We start from the raw sequence: 21,776 nt of genomic DNA, 5'->3' as shown, positions 1-21,776 counted from the left end.
AAACTAGGTATTTTTAACCTGCGATCTCAGGGAAAAGAGCATAGCTGTATCTGTATATATTGTTGTTTGCAAAATAAACCCGAGTTTAACAGTATTAAAAATTTAAAAACGCTATAAACGGCATATAAATCGCCATCATAGCGTTTTTATTTTGTGAATCTCTTTATTGCGAATTATGCCTGAGCCATATAAGATTGAATCTTGCAGTTGTCAGCACCGACTAGTTGTTCATAGCCACCAAAAACCTTTAGGCTTCTTGCTACATCCTTTGCATTCATAGCTCCAATCAATGAAGCCAAATTGACAGATTTCAGAATAATATCTATATGACTTTGCCCATTTTTTAATTTATTAATATATCTATCAATAGGAGTAAGCATAGGATCAAGAGGATCTATCTTTGTGTTTTCAATAGAATAAATGTTGTCGTGACATTGGGCATTAGTAAAATATCCATCAATACCATTAGAGCTATGAGCTACTATATTGGCGTTTCTTAAAGCACTGCTTATTTCATCTACACTAAGTTTATTGCCACTTTCTTCAATCTTGATTTGTAATATGCGCAATAAGATCAAAGCCATAACACAAATTGTGATATGTCCTGAAATATGCTCTTTATTTCGCACAAACATAGGTCTTATTGAAAAATTGCTTTTCATTACTCTAAAGCAATCCTCAATACGCACAAGCTTTTTGTAAGAGCTCAGAATATCAGCATCATTAAGCTCTTCTTTTATATCTTCAGGTTTTTTATAAACCATAGCACTAAAGCCGGCAAGACGTCTGCGCTTTTTAATTAGCTCTTCCTTTAATCCCTTTGCTATATACAGGCTTTCTTTTTTACCCTGTGCACTGTCTGCATCTGTAACTTTTACCTGTACTATAGAACGCCAGCCAGAGCTACATACGGGGGCCATATCTTTTTGGTCCTCAACAGCTTTGCGCGCTTTGATAATATCACTCTCAAGTTGTGCTATATCTCTTTTTTTACGAGACTCACTAAAGGTAAAGACAATCTGACATTCTACTTTTTCCTTACGCTTTTTACCTGTTGATGGGTCGGTAATATAACCGCTCTTTACATATGGAAGTTTACGGTAGTACAGATTATTAGCTCCGTATGTATTTATTTCTTTATCAATATAATCAAGATTTTCATCAAATATATCGATAAAGCTTACATCAGAAGCTCGTATATTGGTATCCTGTGCACTGGTCTTAGTGTATGATTTAAGATCTAGCATCTGAGATTCAAGTTCACTGCTAAGCGCCGTAACCTTTTGAGCTACAATAAAACCAAGTTTGTGATCTAAAAGATTTAAAAGGTTACCAAGTGAGTTTAGCCCTCTATCTGCAACAACGACTGCTGTTTTAATGTCATATTTACTCTTCATCTGCTCAATAAGAACAGGTAAAGTCTTATACTCTGAGGTATTTCCTGCAAAAATTTCAAAATCAATTGGTATGCCTTTATCATCAATGACTAAAGCTACAGAAATTAGTGGTAAGTCAAACCTATGCTCCTTCGATAAACCATGCATACGTACAAGTTGCTCACCATCATCTATGGCTTCATTGAACTTGGTTGTAAAGGCATCACTAAATTCCTGAGAATTAATGTACTCCTCAAACTCCTTAAGTGACATACCATCATTAAGTTTTTGAGCCTTGATATAGTTGATTACCTTACGCTCTAAAAGCTGTTTATCATCATATGGTGACTCAAAATAGCAGTTGGTGCAGTCATAGAAGACCATGGTCATCGAGCGATTGAAATTATCACAGATACGATTGTGTATATGGATAAAAATTTCATCCTTAAACTTATGGGCAAAGTCCAAAGCCCTGTATAGGTCGTGCAAGCCTATATCCTTAAGAGGCGAACATAAAAACTTTGTTTGATGATTAAAGGCCTTAAACTGAGATTTTGGATCAACCACCTTTAGAAAAGTCAGATAAGATAACACAGCATTTACATCAAACTGTACTGAGCTTTTACTGTTCTGAATATAGTAAATATGACGCTTTAACGTCAGTACGTTATCCCATAAAGGTTTTAAAGCCCAAAGCCCATAGTTAAGACTTATGGATACGGTCTTTCTTTGTAAATCTGCCTGGGAAATATCAATGCCTTTAATATGTTTCTCAACTAGATCTGCCCTTTGCTCTCTATATTGTTGAATATTGTGCAAGAAGATCCGAAGAGTCGGAACATGAACTTGTATTTCAGTGCTCTATTTGCACCTAAACCTGCGGTCAATTTTTAGCTCCCCTCGATTTGAAGTTTTGTTTCAAATCATAGTAACAAAAACTAACATTTCCTCTCCTTCGTTCTTACATTGGCATCTTTGGTATCTTAGAGTCTCCAATTTTTAAAGGAGGCTTTATGCCAAGGATAAATTACATTGCAAAACATAAAAAGAAAATTGGTAGTGGAGGACAAATGGATCCAGATACCTTAAAGCGGGCTTTAATTAAAGCCCTGACTATGACGGCAGCACAGCTGGAGCATGAGGGGTTTTCTCATGGCACGGCACAGCGTCTGCGTCGTAAAGTTGCTGAGCTCAAGTTAACCCGAGAGTCTATTGGAGGTATGACCAGTAAAGAGCTTCATAAACTCTACTATAAAAAGACAAGGCCTGTACAAAGCAACAATAAAATTATGCCTGATATAGATTACCTACAAGACAAATATATCAAGTCGCATCTTGAGGCAAAGACACCGTCACAAAAGAAACTGGCTTTAACCAGGAAGTCAGTGATTGAACTTTATTACTTCAATGATCCAAAAAATAAAGAGCTCGTTGAGAGTGGAGAGAGTAGCTTCTTGTCTTTATCTCGTGTATGCCATATATGGCGGGAGCATGAAAAACAGATTAAGAAGCCTGTCTATATGAAAGAGCATGAAATGGCTGGTGAGGCTGAGTATGACTTTACAGGAGTTAGATTGCCCTATGTGGTTAACGGCGCCACCCACTATGCCACATTTATCGTGGCTGTACTTACCGGATCGCGCTATATCTTTGTCAAAGCTATTGCCAATCAGTCTCAACCTGTGGTGTGTGATGCCATAGCTGACAGCTTTAGATATTTTGGTGGCTGTCCCCATGTCATACGCATTGATAATTTCAAAGCAGCTGTTAAGAAGGCTGCTCGTTATCAGGGTCAGCTTACAGATGAGATGATTAATTTTAAAGAGTTTTTTAATATAGGGGTCTTTACCTGTCGCAGCGGACGGCCTAAAGACAAGGGCGCTGTCGAGGCTGCCGTAAAGTATGTTACCCGTTATGCTCTGTCTATTGCCAACAACCACGTAAAAGACGGCAATCCTTTCAGTTCATTAGATGAGATAAACTCTTTTATCGCGCCTCATATTGCCAGGATGAATGAATGCAAGGTAAGGGGCATGAAGAGCTCAAGAAAGGAGCTTTTTGATATTGAAAAAGGTTTATTGCAACAGCCTGCCTCATGGGATTACAGGTTCTTTGAAAGCTTCATTATAACAGTGTCTGAGACTGCCCGCTTTACTTTTGAAGATCATACATACGCAATACCATCTAAATGGATTGGACAGAAAGTCACAGTGCATACCACTAATCAGACAGTTAGTTTTTTAAGCCTTGATACTGTTATTGTAAGTTATAAAAGAATGGATGGCGTAAAAGGCCTGTCAGCCATCCATGGTGTTATTGAAAAACAACACCTTATATATGACATCTTTAGCATAAAAAATCAAGAAGATTTACTGTTGGAGTGGGCAGAAGCTATTGGGGAGCATGTTAAAAGCTGGTGTGATTTCCAGCTCACGCACTGCAAATATGGATATGCTGACAAAATAAGATATATACACAAATTCCTGACCATTGTTAAAGCCAATAAAGCTCACTACAGCATCTTTGATCGCTGCGTCAAAGAGCATATGTACAAAGGCTTTGACAGTATCATATGTTCTGAGCTTATAAAGATATGGGAGAGATATGAAAAGCCTGCCATATACAATTATGATGACGTCTACAATGACAAGACCTATATGGCCCTTGGTGAAGCTGTCATCTTAGGACATTGCGATCTCATGCTCTGGCCATTGCCTCAAAAAGAAATCACATCACAAACCTCATCTACGCAGGGTTCTGAGAACCAATCTAGGCCTAAAGAATTTTTAAATGGCCATGCTGTATACGATGAGCGCTTTGCTTATATAAAAAATCAACTTAGCTAGGAGTTAATTATGTCACTTACAAATATTCAATCTTTATTACGTGAGCTGGATATGAGGGGAGCTTTAGAGCAGTTTAATGCATATGTAAACAACCCTCAGGAGCTGGAGGCCACCAGCATTGATACCATTTTGACCAATATGCTCACAGCTGAGCAGAATACAAGAAATAAAAGACGTCAGGAGTCTTTAATTAAAGCTTCTAGACTGCCGGTAAAGGCAGAGCTTTGCATGATATTAAAAGATCTAGAACGCAGTGACCCTACATTTATCAATAAGATAGATAGCTTAAGCTCTCTTGAGTTTGTAGAAAAGTGCTACAACCTGACCATATACGGTAAAGCTGGATCTGGTAAAACCTTTATTGCTTCAGCTTTAGGGAGACGCAACTGCTGTCTTGGCAACTCAACTTTATACTACTCAACCAAAGACATTATAGCCAACCTGCACATGAATTTAGGCTCTGCAAGCTACGCCACCAAGTTAAAAGTTATAACAGGTAAAAGCATGCTTATCCTGGACGACTTCTGCCTCACCCCATATGATGCTGACGAGAAAAGCATTTTATTTGACATTCTGGACAAGCGATATGGCAAAAAGAGCACAGTGATTCTCTCTCAAAAATCCCCAGATGCCTGGATTGATATTTTAAAAGGAGGTATTGATGGTGATTCACTGTCAGAATCTATTGTTGAGCGATGCTCTAACAATAATTACACACTTATTGTACCAGGCACTTCCCGCCGTACTTCTGTTGATGAAGATTAAATCAAAAGAGCATGCTCTTTTAAAACCTGGAGAATAATTATTATGACAACATCTAAATCAGATAAAAAAGCTTTTCGTGACGATCTGACCAAAGAGAAATTTGATGAGGCTGTATCTACCCTTAATAAGCAAGGTAAAAAACTGACTATACGTGCTATTAAAGAGCTTGTCGGAGGCGCTAATAAAACCATATCAGCATTTATGCGTCAGTACAATAAAACCATTATGGAGGCCAGTTTTAATGAAACTATGCCAGAAAGCTTCCAGCAGGACATGCAAAGGGTGGCATTAAACCTGTTTGAGTCTTTTAGAGATAAGATCAATGCCGACAGAACCCGACTGCAAAATGAGTATGATGCAAAGCATAAGGAAATAGGTGAGCTTATGTCAGAGGCACAAAAGGAGCTGCATCTAGCTCAGGAGAAGCTAAAAGAGCAAGATGCTCAAATTGCTAAAAAGGATGAAAGGATAAAAGAGCTTGAGTCTCTTTTAGCGGAGCAAACCAAGACCAACGCACATTTAACCAAGCGGCTGGAGCAGCAAAGCGATGACAAGCAGCAGGCTATACTGGAGGCTATAGCCAGGCTTGGTAAATAAAACTGGGTAAAGTAGACAAGGGCTGGCTTAAAAGCTGGCCTTTTTTGTTGAGTATCCACTTGATTATAATCAAAAAATTACAATTAAAGGAACATTTAAAGGTACAAGTTAAAAGAACATGTTCTTTTAATTAAAGGAGCATGTTCTTTTAATTAAAGGAGCATGTTCTTTTTAGACAAAAGGAGCGTGTTCCTTTAATTTACATATTATGTGACATATGACGCCAATATGTTAGATATCTCTCAAAAACAATACAAGTTATGGTGCTTTTAAAGATCTTCTAAAAAAATATTTCAAGATCTTCTAGCGTAGCACAGCCAGATCTTTATGGACAATATTTCCTTATGTATCAATATGTTGTTATTGAAATTTGTTTTGCTACACTAGCTAGATTTAAGCCTCATGGGTTCAAAGTAACGGGAATTTCTACAAAAATAAGGTATTGACAAATTAAAAATGATGATGAAATAATAAAAAAGTAAGCCAAAAGGGATGAGATTTTGTCTTTTTGTGAGCTAAAAATACCCCAGAAGGTCATATTAAAAATTACCACTCCACGGATCTTCTAACACAAGATCGTCAGATCTTCTTCGCAATATTCAACAATATTTTAAAGTAGGGGTTTGATATTCCTTGCGTAATTTGGTTAAGGCATCAGGATCTTTCTCAAGAAGCTTATCTAAAGGTCCAAGAGATTTAATAGTCTTCTGTTTTTGCTTTTTGACACCATTAACCTTTATAGATGTAACCTCAACAATGGAGACATATTGGACGCCTTTAGTTTTTTTAACGGCGACAATAGTAGACATAGCAAGACCCCCAATAAGCTTAACTATAGCACCATTATATCTTGTATCTAAATAATTCGCAATAGTTTGCAATAACAGAATTCAATAAGTTTTAAGTCAAAAAAATTGGCAATCCTCGATGGAAAGCCAATTGTATTAATTGTCGTGATTACAACCTAAATTTTTCATGCAATATATAGTAGTTTGCCCAGCCATTTATATTTACTGATCATTTTTTAAATAATTTACTGTTAGCAATGATTTTTTTAGTAAAACTCATTGCTTTTTTATTGTTTTTCTGTATACTATATATTACCAGTTTAAGTTATTTGTATAGTAGTGATTTTAGGGAGCTTTTCATGATTTATTACGAAATAACATATGCTGTTCCTCAAAGCAGGTGCTATACACAGTCTGAAATACGTGGTGGCAGGCCTATTAAATATCTGTATATGTACACTTCCTTTTTTAGAAATGAAAAAGGACAGTCCCGCAATAAGTCTGTTATCGTTGGTCGAGTCAGTGAGACTGATCCAACACTGTTTCACCCTAATGACAAATATTTTGCTATTACCGGTGCGGCCATCCCTCAGGTGGTATTAGATAAAAAGGAAGAGCGTAAAGCTAAAAAGCAAAAAAGAGGTTCAAAGATTACATCTATATCTCATGGTGTACCTGTGGTTAATGGTGATGTTGTTAAAGGCAGCTCTCTGATATTAAAAAAGATTTTTGAAAATACAGGTTTGAGTGACTGTATAAAAAAGATCTTTGATAAAAAAGAGTCTGACTATTTAACTGCAACAGCGTGTCTTATAGCCTCTGGTGATTCAACCATGAGTAATATTGATGACTTTTCAAAGACATTTGTCTTTGATGAGCCTGAGATTGGCTCTGTTAGTGATTCAACAATATCAAGGCTGTTTTCTCTTTGTGAACAGGAAGATATAGATTCATTTTTCGAATTATGGCTGAAAAAACATATGGATCTGAATGAGGCAATATGTTACGACGTAACTTCATTTTCCTCATATGCACAAGAGATACAGCATGCTGAGTTTGGTTATAACAGAGATAAAGAGGATTTGCCACAGGTTAATCTTGGCATGTTCTCAAGTATAAAAAGTAAAAAGCCACTGTATTATTCAATGTACAATGGCTCTCTGAATGATTCTACGCAACTACCATACGTAATCAATGATGCCAAGCGTCTTGGTATCAGCACGCGCAATGTCTGCACCTTTGACAGAGGTTTCTTTAGCCAGAAAGGTATTACTTTTCTTGACAATGCTGGGCTAAAACTCATTGTTGGTGTTTCTCTTAGCAGGTATAAGCAAGCCCTTGAGGTTATTGAGGCTCTGTCTAACTCTCAGGCATATAGGTTGCCAAAATATGAATTGTCTGAATATCCAGGAATTTACGGCCATCACATAGAGCATACAATAGAAGATGTAAAAGGGGTCCTGCATATTTACCATGATATGAATAAGTGTTATGACGATAATAAAATACTCAGTCAAGAAGTTGCCGCTGAGATTGAAAAAATCAAGGAAGTTAATGATGATGGTATGCCAATAACACAAAGAAAAGCTAAGTCTCTGTGCAAGTTTCACAATTGCATAAAAGATGACAGTAACCCTTGTGGATACGTATTTAAAGAGGATGAAGATAAAATAATAAAAGCTCAGAAGCTGCTTGGCTTTTTTGCACTGTTTACTACTAACTCTGATCTTAGTGGCGCTGATGTACTGTCTGCCTACAGGCACAAAGATGTGCAGGAAAAGATCTTTGATACTGCCAAGAACACTTTAGACTGCGATAGATTAAAAATTCATAACTCTAATACTGCAAGAGGTAAAATGTTTGTGATTTTTATGGCTCTAGTTGTACACAGCTTTATACAGGAAGTTATAAATAAGCTAAAGGTCGAAGAGCCAAAACGCTTTATTAAAATGACCTATGAGAAACTACTAAGAGAGCTTGATGATATAAGTATTAAACGCTCGAAATCGGATATTTTTCTGACCAAGGCTCTGACAAAAACCCAAAAAATCATCCTAGGTGCATTAGGTGTTGATCTGTCGGCTATAGAGCTGGTTTAAACCATGCGTTCTCTAAGATCTTGTATACTATAGGGCATGCAGAATTTAGGTTACAAACTGTCAAACTCGGGAGCTCAGTTGGTTAGAGCAAACGACTCATAATCGTTGGGTCTCCCGTTCGAGCCGGGAATGGGCCACCACTTCTCAACCACAATCCCTTGATTATGATTTTTAAAAGAGCATAGCTGTATCTGTATATATTGTTGTTTGCAAAATAAAAAGCAGCTAAAAACTGCTTTTGTACAGACTATATCAGATTATCTTTTGCACTTTGAGACAGGATCGGCAGTTGCTGTCTTATAGCCTGATGTGGTCAGAACCTGTATCTGTATACCGTTTTTATGATTTACCATACGGATTTTTGTATTTTTTCTGATAAGGCAGGAGTACAGCGTATCTACAAGCTGCAGTCCATTGGCTGTATCAACAGTAAGACGCATTCCGTCGGCACTGTTGCCTATCATGGAGGCACCGCCGCCTATAATGGCACCAATACCTGCACCTATTAATGTACCCTTGGTATTGCCCCCTATGATCTGACCTAGTACAGCACCACCTGCAGCGCCTATACCTACATTCTTGGTATTGTCATATTTTTTCTGATCTATACTGATAACTTCTATATCTTTAACTACGCCTTCTGTAAAGTATGCACTAGTACCTGCAGTTGATGTAGGGTTGGTGCATGCAGTCAGAGTAAAAGCTGTTACAACTGATATGGCAAGCAGCGAAAGATTAACTACTTTAATCATGTTGACTCCAAAATATTAACTTTTATCAATAAGATTTTAATGATTATTGTATGCTAAGTATAGGATATTTTGAAAAAATGCAAAATAATGTAGATACACGCGTATAACTTTTAGAGCAGCTGTATAGAAAAAAGGCTACAATAGCGCCGTTTGGTGCAGAGGATAGTTATGAAAGAGCTTAAAATTGAAAAACTCTCGGATCTTGGCGTTGGTATTGCCTATGATGGTGAGGATGAAGTCTATATTAAAAATGCTCTTGTAGGTGAGACAGTATTAACACAGATTAAAGATTATTTTGTCAAAGGATCAAAACGCCGCGAGGGTGTGGCTGTAAAGATTATAAGTCCATCACCTGACAGGGCTCAGGTGTTCTGCAGGCATTTTTTTGAGTGCGGCAGCTGTCATATACAGCATTTAAATACTAAGGCGCAGCATGAACTTAAAATACGCGCCATTAAAGATGCCCTTAGTGACTTAAAGCTAGATGACAAGATTGCAGATACTCTGCTTGGTGCAGACAGGGCTGATACAAAAGATCCATATCGCAACAAGAGCATAAGAAAATTTGCACTGCAGCAGGGGCAGATTATATGCGGTTTTTATGAGCCCTATTCTCATAAGGTTTTAGCTGTAGATATCTGCAGTGTTGAGCCTTTATGGTTTTCTGCCATATGTTCTGATTTGTGTCAGGCCTTTTGTCAGCACAAGATTGAGATTTATGATGAGACAGAGCACACTGGTACAGTAAGAGAGATACTGCTGCGAGAGAGTGGAGAGCAGCGTCTTGTCATGCTCTATGTTACAAAGGATGAAAGCGCAGAGCTTGATAACATTCTTTATGCCATGCAACAGAAATATCATCTTGATGTTGTTGCTCTGTCAGTGCGCCCGCAGCGTGACAACAGTCTAAATCGCGGTGAAATACGTTATCTGGGCAGCAAGAAGCATATCAGGGCCTCTATTCTTGATTTTACCTTCAATATAGGCGTCAACACCTTTATGCAGGTTAATGACAGAGCCATGGATAAAATGTACAAAGAGGTTATTGATTTTGTAAGCTGTGCTAAAAACAAAGATAAGGCTTTGGATCTGTGCTGTGGTGTAGGTACTATGACCCTGCCTTTAGCCCGTCATTTTAAAGAGGTCTGCGGTGTTGAGATAGTGCAAAGCTCAATTGATGCAGCGAAAGAAAATGCAGTTTTAAACCATATTGAAAATGTAAGTTTTGTCTGTGCCGATATGGCAGATTATCTTTTGCACAATGTAGGCGATGATGTAGGGGCCATTATTGCAGATCCCTCACGCGTGGGACTTAAAGAGCAGAGCTGCAAGGCTATATGCGCTTTAAAACAGCCTTTGCATTTGGCCCTGATCTTCTGCTCACTAAAGGCCTGTGAGCGCGATCTGCCGCATTTTATTAAATCCGGATTTAAGGTACATAAAATTATTGGCGTGGATATGTTTGAGCACAGTATGCATGTGGAGACTGTGTGTCTTTTAGAAAGACTATAGAGTGCGGTCAAATAACAAGGGGGCAGTATATCTGCCCCCTGTTATAAAATCTCTGTCTATGATGACAGACCGTTGTGATCAAGCACAACCTCTCTTTCAAAAACTCTTTCACAGTAGTGACAGCGCATCATGACCTGCTCACCTTCTTTAGATACTTTAAATCTAGGTGTTGCGCCTTTTTCCACATGGGTTATGCAGTTGCTGTTAGGGCAGTCAAAGGCTCCTACAGTTTCCTGTGGCAGATGCAGATCATATTTATCCACAACCTTGTAGTTGTCAATCTGATTTACAGTGGCATTAGGAGCTAAAAGGGCCAGCTGCTGTGTCTCTGATGGTGAGAACTTAACATCTTCAATCTTGATGATGTCCTTTGAGCCAAGCTCACCTGAGCGCAGGTTAAAGCCTACAGTAATATGATTGTGACGGCCAAGGAAGTTGAACAGGCGCAGAATATTCATAGCCTGACCTGGGGCTATATGATCAATAACTGTACCGTTTGCAATGGCCTCAACTAAAAGCTTATCTTTTGAGATCTCATTTGTATTGTTATTGCACTCTGACATATTAGATCTCCTTATTTAATACTAAAGATAAAATTGCCTGACGGGCAAAGACGCCGTTTTTGGCTTGCTCAAAGTAGTAGGCATGATGTGAAGCATCAACATCAAGAGTAATCTCATCAATACGTGGTAGCGGATGCAGAATCTTCATGTTGCGCTTGGCCTCTGAGAGCATGCTGGCCTGCAGAATATACTTAGAGCGCAGGTGCTGATATTCAGTTTCATCAAAACGCTCTTTTTGTACACGTGTCATATAGAGAATATCAACCTTAGGCATGATCTCCTCAATAGTCTCATGTACTGAATACTCAATACCAGCCCTATCAAGATGCTTGAGAATATAACCTGGCATGGCAAGTGACTGAGGGGAGACTAAATAGATTCTTGCGCCGTAAAGTGACAGAGCCTCGGCCAGGGAGTGGACTGTACGGCCGTATTTGAGGTCACCTACAAAAGCTATGCTGATGCCATCTAATGTGCCCTGTGTCTCTCTGATGGTGAAAAGATCAAGCATGGTCTGTGATGGGTGCTGATTGGCACCGTCACCGGCATTGATTACAGGTACAGGAGAAATGTCGGCGGCAAGACGTGCGACACCTTCCATATGATGGCGCATGACTAAAGCGTCGGTATATGAGGTAATAATTCTGATTGAGTCGCTTAAGGTTTCACCTTTTTTGCCAAGAGAGGTGTTTGAGGCATCAGAAAAGCCTATAACCTGGCCTCCTAGACGATGAATGGCAGTCTCAAATGACAGGCGGGTTCTGGTTGAACCTTCAAAGAAAGTTACACCAACTAATTTGCCTTTTAAGAGATCATCACGTGGATTGTCTTTTAGTTTCTGGGCTGTATCTAGGATAAGCTCAATATGATCACGATTAAACTCAGAGATTGAGATAATGTCTTTTTGAAAGAGGGCATTGGTCATAAAATTGGTCCCTTTTGACTGACTGTTACAGTTGGAACGGGACGCGCAGCTTCAGGATGTCGCTTTTTGCGCTGTTCCTGAAAGTTAAATTATACACAAAAATAAAGACTAAATAAATATTTTGTTAAGTACATCAAAAAAATCAGCACTAAAATGGCATATAAGCTTTGACACAGAAGGAACTTTGCTTACTTATGCGCGTCATACAGAGGCAGTCAATGTAAAAAAATCATCTTTTTTTCATCTTTGATGTTTACAATAGGTATTTTTTTAGGCATAATACACCGCATCTTTTGCAGGGGCATAGTTCTAATGGTAGAACAGCGGTCTCCAAAACCGATGGTTGAGGGTTCGAGTCCTTCTGCCCCTGCCACTTCAGATTAAATCCCAAAGTTTTTAAGACAGAATCATGAAGATAATTTTTTAATCTTCACGCTATCCTATTGTCTTTACGCGACAAAGTAAAAAACGCTAGAATTAAACTGTCGAGGCGCTGCAACGCTCCTTTATCATCACAGATTACAAACTTTTTGTGTCTGCTGTACACTAAGGTTTAGATGCATAAGTTTAAAGGTTTGCCATGTTAGATTTTTCCAGGTTTTATAATAAAAAAATCAAATGTGCAGGTATTGGTGAGGTTTTATTTGATGTCTTTGAGTCAGGAGCTCAGATAGGAGGAGCGCCTGCCAACTTTGCCTATCACTGTAAAAACAATGGTTTAGATGCTCTGCTCATAAGCTCTGTTGGCAATGACAGTCTTGGTTTTAGAGCAAGAAATCTGCTGGCCATGCGCTATCTGCCATCACTGCTTTTAGAAAACAGCAAACCTACAGGCTGCGTGTATATAAATCTAGATGACAATGGAATTCCTGCCTATACATTTGCAGATGATACTGCCTATGACAATATAGCCTTTACTGATGAGCTAAAGGAGATTGCATCTGAGCTTGATCTTATCTGTTTTGGATCGCTTGCACAGAGAAGTGAAACAACACATAACACCATAATGACTGTGCTTGAGAGCATGCCTGAGGGTTCCCTAAAGGTTTTTGATGTCAATCTGCGCGGTGGTTTTTACAATCGCTGCATAATAGAAAATTCTTTAAAACACTGTGATATTTTCAAGTGCAATGAAGATGAGCTTCCTGTTTTGTCTAAACTCCTTAATCTGAATGTAGAGACAGCTACTGACTTTTATGCCTATCTTAAAAGTGTGGGCATATACTGCTTTATCTTTACTGAAGGGGCAGTACAAAGCAGCGTGTATCTAAATGATGATCTGTCATGCATTAAAACACCTAAAGTTAGCGTTGCAGATACAGTAGGAGCAGGAGACAGCTTTACTGCAACAGTTGTAAGCTCACTTATCAAAGGTCTTAAATTAAAAGAGGCCCATGACAGAGCTGTTAAAGTCTCTGCCTATGTCTGCACACAAAAGGGGGCTATGCCAGATATTCCATCAGATCTGTAGCCGTTTGACATCACAAATACAAAGTGCCAAGTTTTATACAAAGCACTAAATGACTTAACAAAACTGATATAGAATATACAGACTTATTTTATTGCCAGGGATATTATATGCAGATTGTGTATCTCAATCATTCAGGTTTTCTGATCCAGACAGAAGATAAAAAAGTAATTGTGCTCGACTATTTTGGCGACAGCTCTGCGCACAATGGCTATCTTCACAGTCTTTTTGACAAAGACTATAAATTTTATCTGCTCTCATCCCACCACCATCACGATCATTTTGACAGGGCTATTCTTGATTTTCCTGTAGACAATAAAACCTATATTCTCTCTGATGATATTTTAAGCACCAATACTCTTGGCAAAGATGAGCTTGCCGATAACATACATTTTATCGGCAAGGGTGGGGTTTTTGATGATGGCAGTGTAGTTATAAAAGCCTGTGGCTCAACTGATGCCGGAGTATCTTTTGTTATCAACGTTAATGACAGATGTATTTTTCATGCAGGCGACCTTAACAACTGGCACTGGACTGATGAATCCTCGGTAGCTGAAATAAGGGCTGCCGGTATGTATTTCAAGCGTGAACTTGGGTATGTGGCTGGTGTAACTGATCATTTTGATGCCGTCATGTTTCCTGTTGATCCGCGTATGGGCAGTAATTTTGGTCTGGGTGCGCTGCAGCTGGTGCAGAGGGTTAAGGTCGATACCTTTATTCCAATGCATTACTGGAATTTAAAAGATAAGGCCATGGACTTTGGGCGTAAAGAGCTTGCGCCTTATGTAAAAAGATTTGTAACCATTGAAGGTTGCGGACAGATTATTAATTTGGATTAGCTAAGGGGATTTTTATGGAAATAAAAGCCAGATTTGATCATATGAATATCAATGTTCTTGATCTAAACCGCTCTATTGAGTTTTATCAAAAAGCTTTAGGCTTTGAAGAGGCAAGACGCAAGGAGGCCTCAGATGGCTCCTTTACACTTGTGTATCTTAAAGATAAATATACAAACTTTCAGCTGGAGCTGACCTATCTTAAGGACAGAGAAGAGCCATACGAGCTTGGTGACAATGAAACCCATCTTTGTGTCAGAGTTGAGGGTGACTATGATGAGTATTTTAAATACCATCAGGAGATGGGCTGTGTGTGCTATGTAAATGAGAAGATGGGCCTTTATTTTATAGAAGATCCAGATGGCTACTGGATTGAAGTTCTGCCGCTTAAAAAATAATTATGCTAAGAACTACATGGAAATTAAAGGCAGGAGTTAAACTGCCTTTTGCCCCGCAGGATTCAGATGCAAACACCATTGCTGCAAAAGCTCCTCAGCTATCTGTAAGTGAGGCGGATATTAGTGCCTCAGGAAAAACGCAGCTGACAGATAGTGACACTGCTGTTAAAAAAGCGCTGCGTCCTGTGCAGTGTGATCTTTACATAGAGTCAAGATCTGATATTGCCTATCTGCCGTCTTTGTGCTCATTTCTTAGCAGCAAAGGTATAAGTATGGCACCTTACAGTGATGATTATACGTATGCAGATACAGATGTGGTTTTACTGTGTGCAACTCGTCCTGAACTTCAATGCAGAGTCTTTGTTATGAGTGCAGACAAGGCACCTCTGTGGTCTTTTTTAAAACAGAATTTTGCAGATAGATTATAAAATGGACAGGACAGAAATTAAGGTTCTTGAATTTGATGAAGAGCTTGCTAAAAAGCTTTTTTACATTGACTGTCTGTGTCACACCCACCCCTGGACCTATGATGGCATCAAAGAGAGCTTTAACGATAACAGCAAGGTCATAGGTATCTATCATGACAAAGAGCTTATTGGCTTTAGTGTCATATCCTTGCTTTTTGATGAATGTGAGCTTTTTACCATAGGTATTGTGCCTGCCATGCAGGGACGTGGTTTTGGCTCAAAGCTTTTAGCCTTCAGTCTGTCTCTTGCCTACAGTCTTGGCGGGCGCAGATGCTTTTTGGAGGTAAGAGTGTCAAATGAAAAGGCTATTGCGCTGTATAAAGCCTATAACTTTGAGATTATGGGAGTGCGCCGAGGTTATTACAGCGCATACACAGGTCAAAAAGCCGAAGATGCCTACACAATGAGCTGTGAAATAAAGCCTTAGAGGCTAAAATGAAAAATTTTATCTATTTGTTTTGAAATTTTATTTTTCTCTTAAATAACGGTAAATACTCACTTTTTTCAAAGAATCTCACTCTTGTAGTGCAAAAAATTTATATTAATTAGGCATTTTTTAAGCTTAAATCACAACGCAAACTTACATTCAATAATATAATAACCCGGTAAACTCAGACATAGGTTCTGTTATTAACAACGATAATAGAAGGCTTTTTAGCCATAAGTTACAGGAAGACGCCATGTTAATAGGTATTCCAAAGGAGAGCTTACGCGGAGAGACCAGAGTTGCAGCAACTCCGGACACCGTAGGCAAGCTTATTAAATTGGGCTTTGAAGTTGCCGTTCAAAGCAATGCTGGTGCCGACGCTAGTTTTGATGATGCATCATACGAGCAGGCCGGTGCTAAAGTTCTAAAGGGTCGCGAGATTTGGAACAGCGACATTATTTTTAAGGTTAACGCCCCATCAGATGCTGAGGTTGAGCTTTTAAAAGAAGGCCAGACCTTAGTCAGCTTCATCAGACCAGCTCAGAACAGCGAGCTTGTTGAGAAGTTAAATGCCAAGAAAGTTAACGTGCTGGCTATGGACATGGTGCCACGTATTTCCCGTGCCCAGTCATTAGATGCTCTGTCATCAACTGCCAACATTTCAGGTTACAGAGCTGTAGTTGAAGCTGCCCACACCTTTGGCAGATTCTTCACAGGTCAGGTAACTGCAGCAGGTAAAGTTCCTCCTGCAAAAGTTCTGGTTATCGGTGCCGGTGTAGCAGGTCTTGCTGCAATAGGTGCAGCCCACTCTCTTGGTGCTATCGTTCGTGCTTTCGATACACGTCTTGAGGTGGCAGATCAGATTAAGTCTATGGGCGGTGAGTTCTTAAAGCTCGACTTTAAGAATGAGGACGGCGGCTCTTCAGACGGTTATGCAAAGGTTATGTCAGATGAGTTCATCAAGGCAGAGATGGAGCTCTTTGCAGCTCAGGCCAAGGATGTGGACATTATCATCACTACCGCTGCAATTCCAGGTAAGGCAGCTCCTCGTCTTATCACCAAGGAAATGGTAGAGTCCATGAAGTCAGGCTCTGTAATTGTTGACCTTGCTGCTGCAACCGGCGGTAACTGCGAGCTGACTCAGGAAGGCAAGATTGTTACTACAGCCAATGGCGTCAAGATCATCGGCTATTCAGATTTGGCCGCAAGACTTCCAGCCCAGTCATCACAGCTGTATGGCACCAACCTTGTAAACCTTGCCAAGCTTCTGTGCAAGGAGAAGGATGGCAATATCAACATCGACTTTGAAGATGTTGTACTGCGCAATATGACAGTATCCAAGGATGGCGAGATTACCTTCCCACCTCCAAAGATCAGCGTATCTGCAGCCCCAGCTGCCAAGCCAGCTGATGCTCCAGCTCAGAAGGTAGAGCAGAAACAGGTTTCAAACAAATTCAAGATTACCTGTGTAGCAATGCTTGTTGTTGCCTTTGCTCTTATCGGACTTTATGCCCCAGAGAAATTCTTACCACACTTTACCGTATTCGTACTTTCCTGCGTTGTAGGTTACTACGTAGTATGGAATGTTACCCACTCACTGCATACACCGCTGATGTCGGTAACAAACGCTATTTCAGGTATTATTGTGGTTGGTGCCGTGCTGCAGATCAGCTCAGGCAGCTTTATCGTTGGCCTCTTTGCCTTTATCGGTGTGCTTATTGCATCTATCAACATCTTTGGTGGTTTTGCTGTAACACGTCGTATGCTGGCAATGTTCAGAAAGCAGTAATGTAGGCCGGAGGAAGAAAAAATGGTATTTGGTCCTATACATATGGCCTATATTCTGGCCGCACTGCTATTCATTCTAGCTTTAGCAGGACTGTCAAAGCAGGAGACTGCAAAATTAGGTGCTCTGTCTGGCATCGTTGGTATGGTTATTGCCCTTCTGGCTACATTTGCTCAGATTGATACCTTCATGGGCTTTGGTCTTACCGTTGTTGCTATGGCTATCGGTGCCGTTATCGGTGTCTACGTGGCCCGCAAGGTTGCCATGACTCAGATGCCTGAGCTTATTGCATGTCTGCACAGCTTTGTAGGTATGGCTGCTGTTTTAGTTGGTTTCAACAGCTTCTTTGAGTTAGGTGTTGTTGCCCCACAGAACATCACAATTGCAGCTAATGCCTCTGCTGATGAAGTAATGGCTATTTTAAGTGCCATTCAGCAGCCTGTTGCCGAGAGCGCCCACGCTATGACCTCAGCTGAGCTCAACACTCACTTAGTTGAGATCTTCTTAGGCGTATTCATCGGTGCTGTTACCTTCACTGGCTCTATCGTTGCCTATGGTAAGTTAAACGGCACATTCAAGCTCCGTATCTTCAAGTCAGCTCCATTAATGTTACCAGGCGGTCATTGGCTGAACCTGGGTGCTTTAATTGTTTCACTGTTACTTTTAGTATGGTTCATGTCAGCTGATGTTACCCCAGTAACTCCGCTTGTAATCATGACAATTATTGCATTCCTCTTTGGTATTCACTTAGTAGCTGCTATCGGTGGTGCCGACATGCCTGTAGTTATCTCAATGCTCAACTCATATTCAGGTTGGGCAGCTGCAGCCTCAGGCTTCATGTTAAGCAACGACCTGCTGATTGTAACCGGTGCTCTGGTTGGTAGCTCTGGTGCTATTCTGTCATACATCATGTGTAAAGCCATGAACCGCTCATTCATCTCCGTAATCGCAGGTGGCTTCGGTAATGAAGGTGCTGCTGTTGAGGATGATGAGGTAGGCGAGTATCGTGAGCTCAAGGCCGCTGATGTTGCCGATCTGTTAAAGAACTCAAGCTCAGTTATCATTGCTCCAGGCTATGGTATGGCTGTAGCCCAGGCTCAGAATGCCGTTGCCTCATTAACTGAGAAGTTAAGAGAGCGTGGTATTGAGGTTCGCTTCGCCATTCACCCTGTAGCAGGTCGTCTGCCAGGTCATATGAATGTGCTCTTAGCCGAGGCTAAGGTTCCTTATGACATCGTTCTTGAGATGGATGAGATTAACGATGATTTTGAAAACACCGATACCGTACTGGTAATTGGTGCCAACGATACAGTTAACCCATCTGCTCTTGAGAATCCTAACAGCCCAATTGCAGGCATGCCTGTACTTGAGGTCTGGAAGGCACGTAATGTGGTTGTCTTCAAGCGTTCTATGAACGCAGGCTATGCCGGTGTTCAGAACCCACTGTTCTTCAAGGAGAACTCAAGCATGTGCTTTGGTGATGCCAAGAAGACAGTTGAAGAAATTGTTGCAAATATCTAAAACCGAAATAAAAGAAGGGGCGCAAGCCCCTTTTTTGTGTTCGCAGCAGTTTATTTAAAGTCCATTGGGGCTTAGTGTTTAAAAATATTGTTTTGTTTAAAGATGTTATAGGTGACATTATGAGTTATGTAAAAAATTTAAAAGTGCTGACCCTAGCTTTAGTTGCATGCTCTGTAGTTGGTGTTTCATCAGTAAATGCAGCTCCTGTAAGAATACCAAAAGATATTTTAAGTCTTGAGAGCAAGTGTAACGGAGGTGATGTAAACAGCTGTCTTAAGGCTGGCGACATCTTTAAAGAGGGCAAAAGAGTAAGACAGAACCTTGACAGAGCAGCTAAACTCTATACTAAAGGCTGTGATTTAAACTCAGGTGTATCATGTGAGCAGGCTGTTGGTGCCTACACACAAAAAGGCTCAAAAGAGGATGGACAGAAGATTATCAAGCTTATAAGAAAAGCCTGTGATCTTGATATGAAAGGCAGCTGTACTTTCATAGAAGAACATCCTGAGATTTTCAACGGTTAGATATAATTTACACAGATTTACAAAGGCGGCAGTTTTGCTGCCTTTTTTGCTTTTTATATTAGATATTTAAAAAATTGTGATGCTTTGGAAAGTTACAACGTAAATTCATTGCAAATTCTATGCTAAAATTATAAAAGTGGGAATTTGTGGTTTTTTGTGGTGCACAGTATGGCAAGTGGGCTGTTGTTCAGTGGCACAAATGTTTTGTCACTAGACGATAAAGGTAGAATTGCTCTGCCTGTCAAATATCGTCAGCTTATAAAAGAAAGCTGTGACGGCGAATGTTATCTTGCCAAAAGCCTCTTTGATGAATGTCTGTGGCTGTACACCAAACCGCAGTGGGATGAGCTAGTTGACAGCTTTACTGCATTAAATACCGTATCACAGACAGCACTGCGCTCAATACAGCGTACACTTTTAGGATCGGCAGTCTACTGCAAACTTGATGCACAGGGTCGAATCTTAATCCCACAGGAATTGCGCAGTCTGTGTCTTCTTGAAAAGAAGGCAACGCTAATTGGTATTAATAATAAATTTGAAATATGGTCTGAGACCTGTCTTGATAGACAGCGTATAAAGGACGCCGAAGTTTTACAAAATTTAAGTGACAGTGCTATTTTAAACGAGCTGGCCTCCATAGCACTTTAAGAGAACGACATGACATTTTCTCATATACCGGTTTTATTGAATGAATGCCTTGATGGTCTTAATATCAAGAGCGACGGCGTGTATATCGATGCCACGTTCGGACGTGGAGGTCACTCACGCGCCATTTTGCAAAGACTAGGCGCTAATGGAAAATTATTTGCCATAGACAGAGATCTGCAGGCAATTGAGGCTGCAGCATCTATTGACGATGAGCGTTTTTGCATTACGCATAATACCTTTTCAAATATAAAGGATGTAGCAGCCGAGCATGGCATTTTGGGCATGGTTGACGGCATTCTTATGGATATTGGCGTCTCCTCACCACAGCTTGATGATGCTCAAAGAGGATTTTCCTTCGACAGACAGGGTCCTCTTGATATGCGCATGGACAACAGCTGTGGTTTAAGTGCAGCTGATATTGTCAATACCTACAGCAGCGATGATCTGTCATATATATTCAAGGTCTATGGTGAAGAGCGTTTTGCACGCAAGGTGGCAGCTGCCATAGTCAGAGAAAGAGAAAACGCAAAGATTGAAACTACAACACAGCTTGCCTCAATCATTTCAAAGGCCATTCCAGGAGCACCAGGTCCCAAGCATAAGGCCACAAGATGTTTTCAGGCACTGCGTATTGCAGTAAATGCCGAGCTTGATGAGCTCAAGCAGGCCCTTGAAGGAGCTATTGATGTGCTGGGCAGAGATGGCAGACTGTGTGTTATAAGCTTTCACTCACTTGAGGATCGTATTGTAAAGACTTTCTATCGTGACAAGTCTTCAGCTCCTCCTATTCCACGCGGACTGCCAATTACCGACACCGAGCTTGCAGCGCTTAAGGCGCAGTATGCCAAACTTGAGTGTGTAGGCAAGGCCATTAAAGCCAGTGACAGTGAAATCATGCAGAATGTACGCTCACGCTCAGCCGTGTTGCGTGTGGCAAAGAGGCTATAGTCATGCACAAGAGCAATACAGCTGTAGACTATAATGATGTGCATGTGCAGGAGCATGTTATAGCCCTTGATGACAATGGCTATAACAATATTTCCTATACTCAGTCAGAGCCTGTAGATATCACAGCATCTTTAAAGACAGCCGAAAAGACTGTAAGCCGTGCTGCCAATTATGATTATGGCAAGCATAATGAGCTGCGCATTGTACGTGTTATTTTAAAGGATCTGTTAAAAAACAGTTTTACCTATTTTCTGTTGTGTGTGCTTACTGCTATGGCTTTGTACAAGATCCATCAGGTACAGCAGACACGTGATATAACAGCACGCTTCAATCAGGTTATAACAGATAATGAAAATCTGCATAAGAAGTGGCTTTTGCTGACTGCTGAAAAACAAAAACTATCAGAGCATACCAAGATTAAAGAGCAGGCTCTTGGCAAACTAAAAATGATATCGCCAAAAACTGATTCAGAGCTTGTTATCAATCTTAATTAATTATAAAAATGTCTGGCAATTTCATAGATTATTCAC

At 40.1% G+C, this 21,776-nt stretch carries 21 protein-coding genes and 1 tRNA gene; 17 read left to right on the top strand and 5 right to left on the bottom strand.

Annotation, left to right across the window (positions count from 1 at the left end):
- Positions 1–173: 173 nt before the first annotated feature.
- Positions 174–2,195, bottom strand: coding sequence for an IS1634 family transposase (locus DRZ93_RS11395; RefSeq protein ID WP_172458226.1), 2,022 nt, complete (start codon positions 2,193–2,195; stop codon positions 174–176).
- A 194-nt stretch (positions 2,196–2,389) separates the two neighbouring features.
- Here DRZ93_RS11395 and DRZ93_RS11390 point away from each other — a divergent pair, with 194 nt between their 5' ends.
- Genes DRZ93_RS11390 through DRZ93_RS11380 form a run of 3 tightly spaced genes read left to right on the top strand, consistent with a single transcriptional unit; the run spans position 2,390 to position 5,584 of the window.
- The gene (locus DRZ93_RS11390) at positions 2,390–4,222 is read left to right on the top strand and encodes a Mu transposase domain-containing protein (protein WP_113745656.1); all 1,833 of its coding nucleotides are present in this window, start codon (positions 2,390–2,392) and stop codon (positions 4,220–4,222) included.
- 9 nt (positions 4,223–4,231) lie between these two features.
- The gene (locus tag DRZ93_RS11385; RefSeq protein WP_113742986.1) at positions 4,232–4,987 is read left to right on the top strand and encodes an ATP-binding protein; all 756 of its coding nucleotides are present in this window, start codon (positions 4,232–4,234) and stop codon (positions 4,985–4,987) included.
- A 42-nt stretch (positions 4,988–5,029) separates the two neighbouring features.
- Positions 5,030–5,584: a DNA-binding protein gene (locus DRZ93_RS11380; protein ID WP_113745655.1), complete on the top strand. Its 555-nt coding sequence runs from the start codon at positions 5,030–5,032 to the stop codon at positions 5,582–5,584.
- 599 nt (positions 5,585–6,183) lie between these two features.
- Here DRZ93_RS11380 and DRZ93_RS11375 read toward each other — a convergent pair.
- Positions 6,184–6,393, bottom strand: coding sequence for a hypothetical protein (locus DRZ93_RS11375; RefSeq protein WP_113746637.1), 210 nt, complete (start codon positions 6,391–6,393; stop codon positions 6,184–6,186).
- Positions 6,394–6,731: 338 nt separating this feature from the next.
- Between DRZ93_RS11375 and DRZ93_RS11370 the strand changes: the two genes are divergently transcribed.
- Positions 6,732–8,471 carry an IS1634 family transposase gene (locus tag DRZ93_RS11370; protein ID WP_172458019.1) on the top strand — a complete coding sequence of 580 codons (1,740 nt, stop codon included), beginning with the start codon at positions 6,732–6,734 and terminating at the stop codon, positions 8,469–8,471.
- Between the two features lie 257 nt (positions 8,472–8,728).
- Here the strand turns inward: DRZ93_RS11370 and DRZ93_RS11360 are convergent, their stop codons facing one another.
- Complete coding sequence (locus tag DRZ93_RS11360; RefSeq protein ID WP_113743517.1) at positions 8,729–9,223, bottom strand: YMGG-like glycine zipper-containing protein; 495 nt, start codon at positions 9,221–9,223, stop codon at positions 8,729–8,731.
- Positions 9,224–9,391: 168 nt separating this feature from the next.
- Between DRZ93_RS11360 and rlmD the strand changes: the two genes are divergently transcribed.
- Positions 9,392–10,735, top strand: coding sequence for a 23S rRNA (uracil(1939)-C(5))-methyltransferase RlmD (gene rlmD, locus DRZ93_RS11355; protein WP_113746636.1), 1,344 nt, complete (start codon positions 9,392–9,394; stop codon positions 10,733–10,735).
- A gap of 56 nt (positions 10,736–10,791) precedes the next feature.
- Here the strand turns inward: rlmD and pyrI are convergent, their stop codons facing one another.
- Together pyrI and pyrB are read right to left on the bottom strand one after the other, a co-directional pair.
- The gene (pyrI, locus tag DRZ93_RS11350; RefSeq protein WP_113743519.1) at positions 10,792–11,298 is read right to left on the bottom strand and encodes an aspartate carbamoyltransferase regulatory subunit; all 507 of its coding nucleotides are present in this window, start codon (positions 11,296–11,298) and stop codon (positions 10,792–10,794) included.
- A 1-nt stretch (position 11,299) separates the two neighbouring features.
- Positions 11,300–12,223 (bottom strand): aspartate carbamoyltransferase, encoded by a 924-nt coding sequence (pyrB, locus tag DRZ93_RS11345; RefSeq protein ID WP_113746635.1) that lies wholly within the window; start codon positions 12,221–12,223, stop codon positions 11,300–11,302.
- A 297-nt stretch (positions 12,224–12,520) separates the two neighbouring features.
- On the opposite strand from pyrB, the gene DRZ93_RS11340 reads away from it, so the two are divergent.
- From DRZ93_RS11340 to DRZ93_RS11285, 12 genes are all read left to right on the top strand, one after another.
- Positions 12,521–12,596 (top strand) — tRNA-Trp (locus DRZ93_RS11340).
- Between the two features lie 207 nt (positions 12,597–12,803).
- A complete protein-coding gene (locus DRZ93_RS11335; RefSeq protein ID WP_113746634.1) occupies positions 12,804–13,694 on the top strand; it encodes a carbohydrate kinase family protein in 891 nt (296 codons plus the stop codon).
- 107 nt (positions 13,695–13,801) lie between these two features.
- Positions 13,802–14,530, top strand: a complete 729-nt coding sequence (locus tag DRZ93_RS11330) for an MBL fold metallo-hydrolase (protein ID WP_113743522.1) — start codon at positions 13,802–13,804, stop codon at positions 14,528–14,530.
- 14 nt (positions 14,531–14,544) lie between these two features.
- Complete coding sequence (locus DRZ93_RS11325; protein WP_113743523.1) at positions 14,545–14,925, top strand: VOC family protein; 381 nt, start codon at positions 14,545–14,547, stop codon at positions 14,923–14,925.
- Positions 14,926–14,927: 2 nt separating this feature from the next.
- Complete coding sequence (locus DRZ93_RS11320; protein ID WP_113746633.1) at positions 14,928–15,353, top strand: hypothetical protein; 426 nt, start codon at positions 14,928–14,930, stop codon at positions 15,351–15,353.
- Between the two features lies 1 nt (position 15,354).
- Complete coding sequence (rimI, locus tag DRZ93_RS11315; protein ID WP_113746632.1) at positions 15,355–15,819, top strand: ribosomal protein S18-alanine N-acetyltransferase; 465 nt, start codon at positions 15,355–15,357, stop codon at positions 15,817–15,819.
- 253 nt (positions 15,820–16,072) lie between these two features.
- Positions 16,073–17,608, top strand: coding sequence for a Re/Si-specific NAD(P)(+) transhydrogenase subunit alpha (locus DRZ93_RS11310; protein ID WP_113743526.1), 1,536 nt, complete (start codon positions 16,073–16,075; stop codon positions 17,606–17,608).
- A gap of 21 nt (positions 17,609–17,629) precedes the next feature.
- On the top strand, positions 17,630–19,126 hold the full coding sequence (pntB, locus tag DRZ93_RS11305; protein WP_113743527.1) for a Re/Si-specific NAD(P)(+) transhydrogenase subunit beta: 1,497 nt from the start codon (positions 17,630–17,632) through the stop codon (positions 19,124–19,126).
- A 119-nt stretch (positions 19,127–19,245) separates the two neighbouring features.
- On the top strand, positions 19,246–19,650 hold the full coding sequence (locus DRZ93_RS11300) for an SEL1-like repeat protein (protein WP_146741119.1): 405 nt from the start codon (positions 19,246–19,248) through the stop codon (positions 19,648–19,650).
- Between the two features lie 168 nt (positions 19,651–19,818).
- Positions 19,819–20,298, top strand: a complete 480-nt coding sequence (gene mraZ, locus DRZ93_RS11295) for a division/cell wall cluster transcriptional repressor MraZ (protein WP_113743529.1) — start codon at positions 19,819–19,821, stop codon at positions 20,296–20,298.
- 9 nt (positions 20,299–20,307) lie between these two features.
- On the top strand, positions 20,308–21,246 hold the full coding sequence (gene rsmH / locus DRZ93_RS11290) for a 16S rRNA (cytosine(1402)-N(4))-methyltransferase RsmH (RefSeq protein ID WP_113743530.1): 939 nt from the start codon (positions 20,308–20,310) through the stop codon (positions 21,244–21,246).
- 2 nt (positions 21,247–21,248) lie between these two features.
- Entirely contained in the window at positions 21,249–21,740 is a 492-nt protein-coding gene (locus tag DRZ93_RS11285; RefSeq protein ID WP_113743531.1) for a cell division protein FtsL, read from the top strand.
- Positions 21,741–21,776: the final 36 nt, after the last annotated feature.

The organism is Anaerobiospirillum thomasii (assembly GCF_900445255.1).
Lineage (GTDB): Bacteria > Pseudomonadota > Gammaproteobacteria > Enterobacterales > Succinivibrionaceae > Anaerobiospirillum_A > Anaerobiospirillum_A thomasii.
The sequence above is the reverse complement of the archived record's forward strand: the minus strand, read 5'-3'. Positions and strand labels throughout refer to the sequence as shown.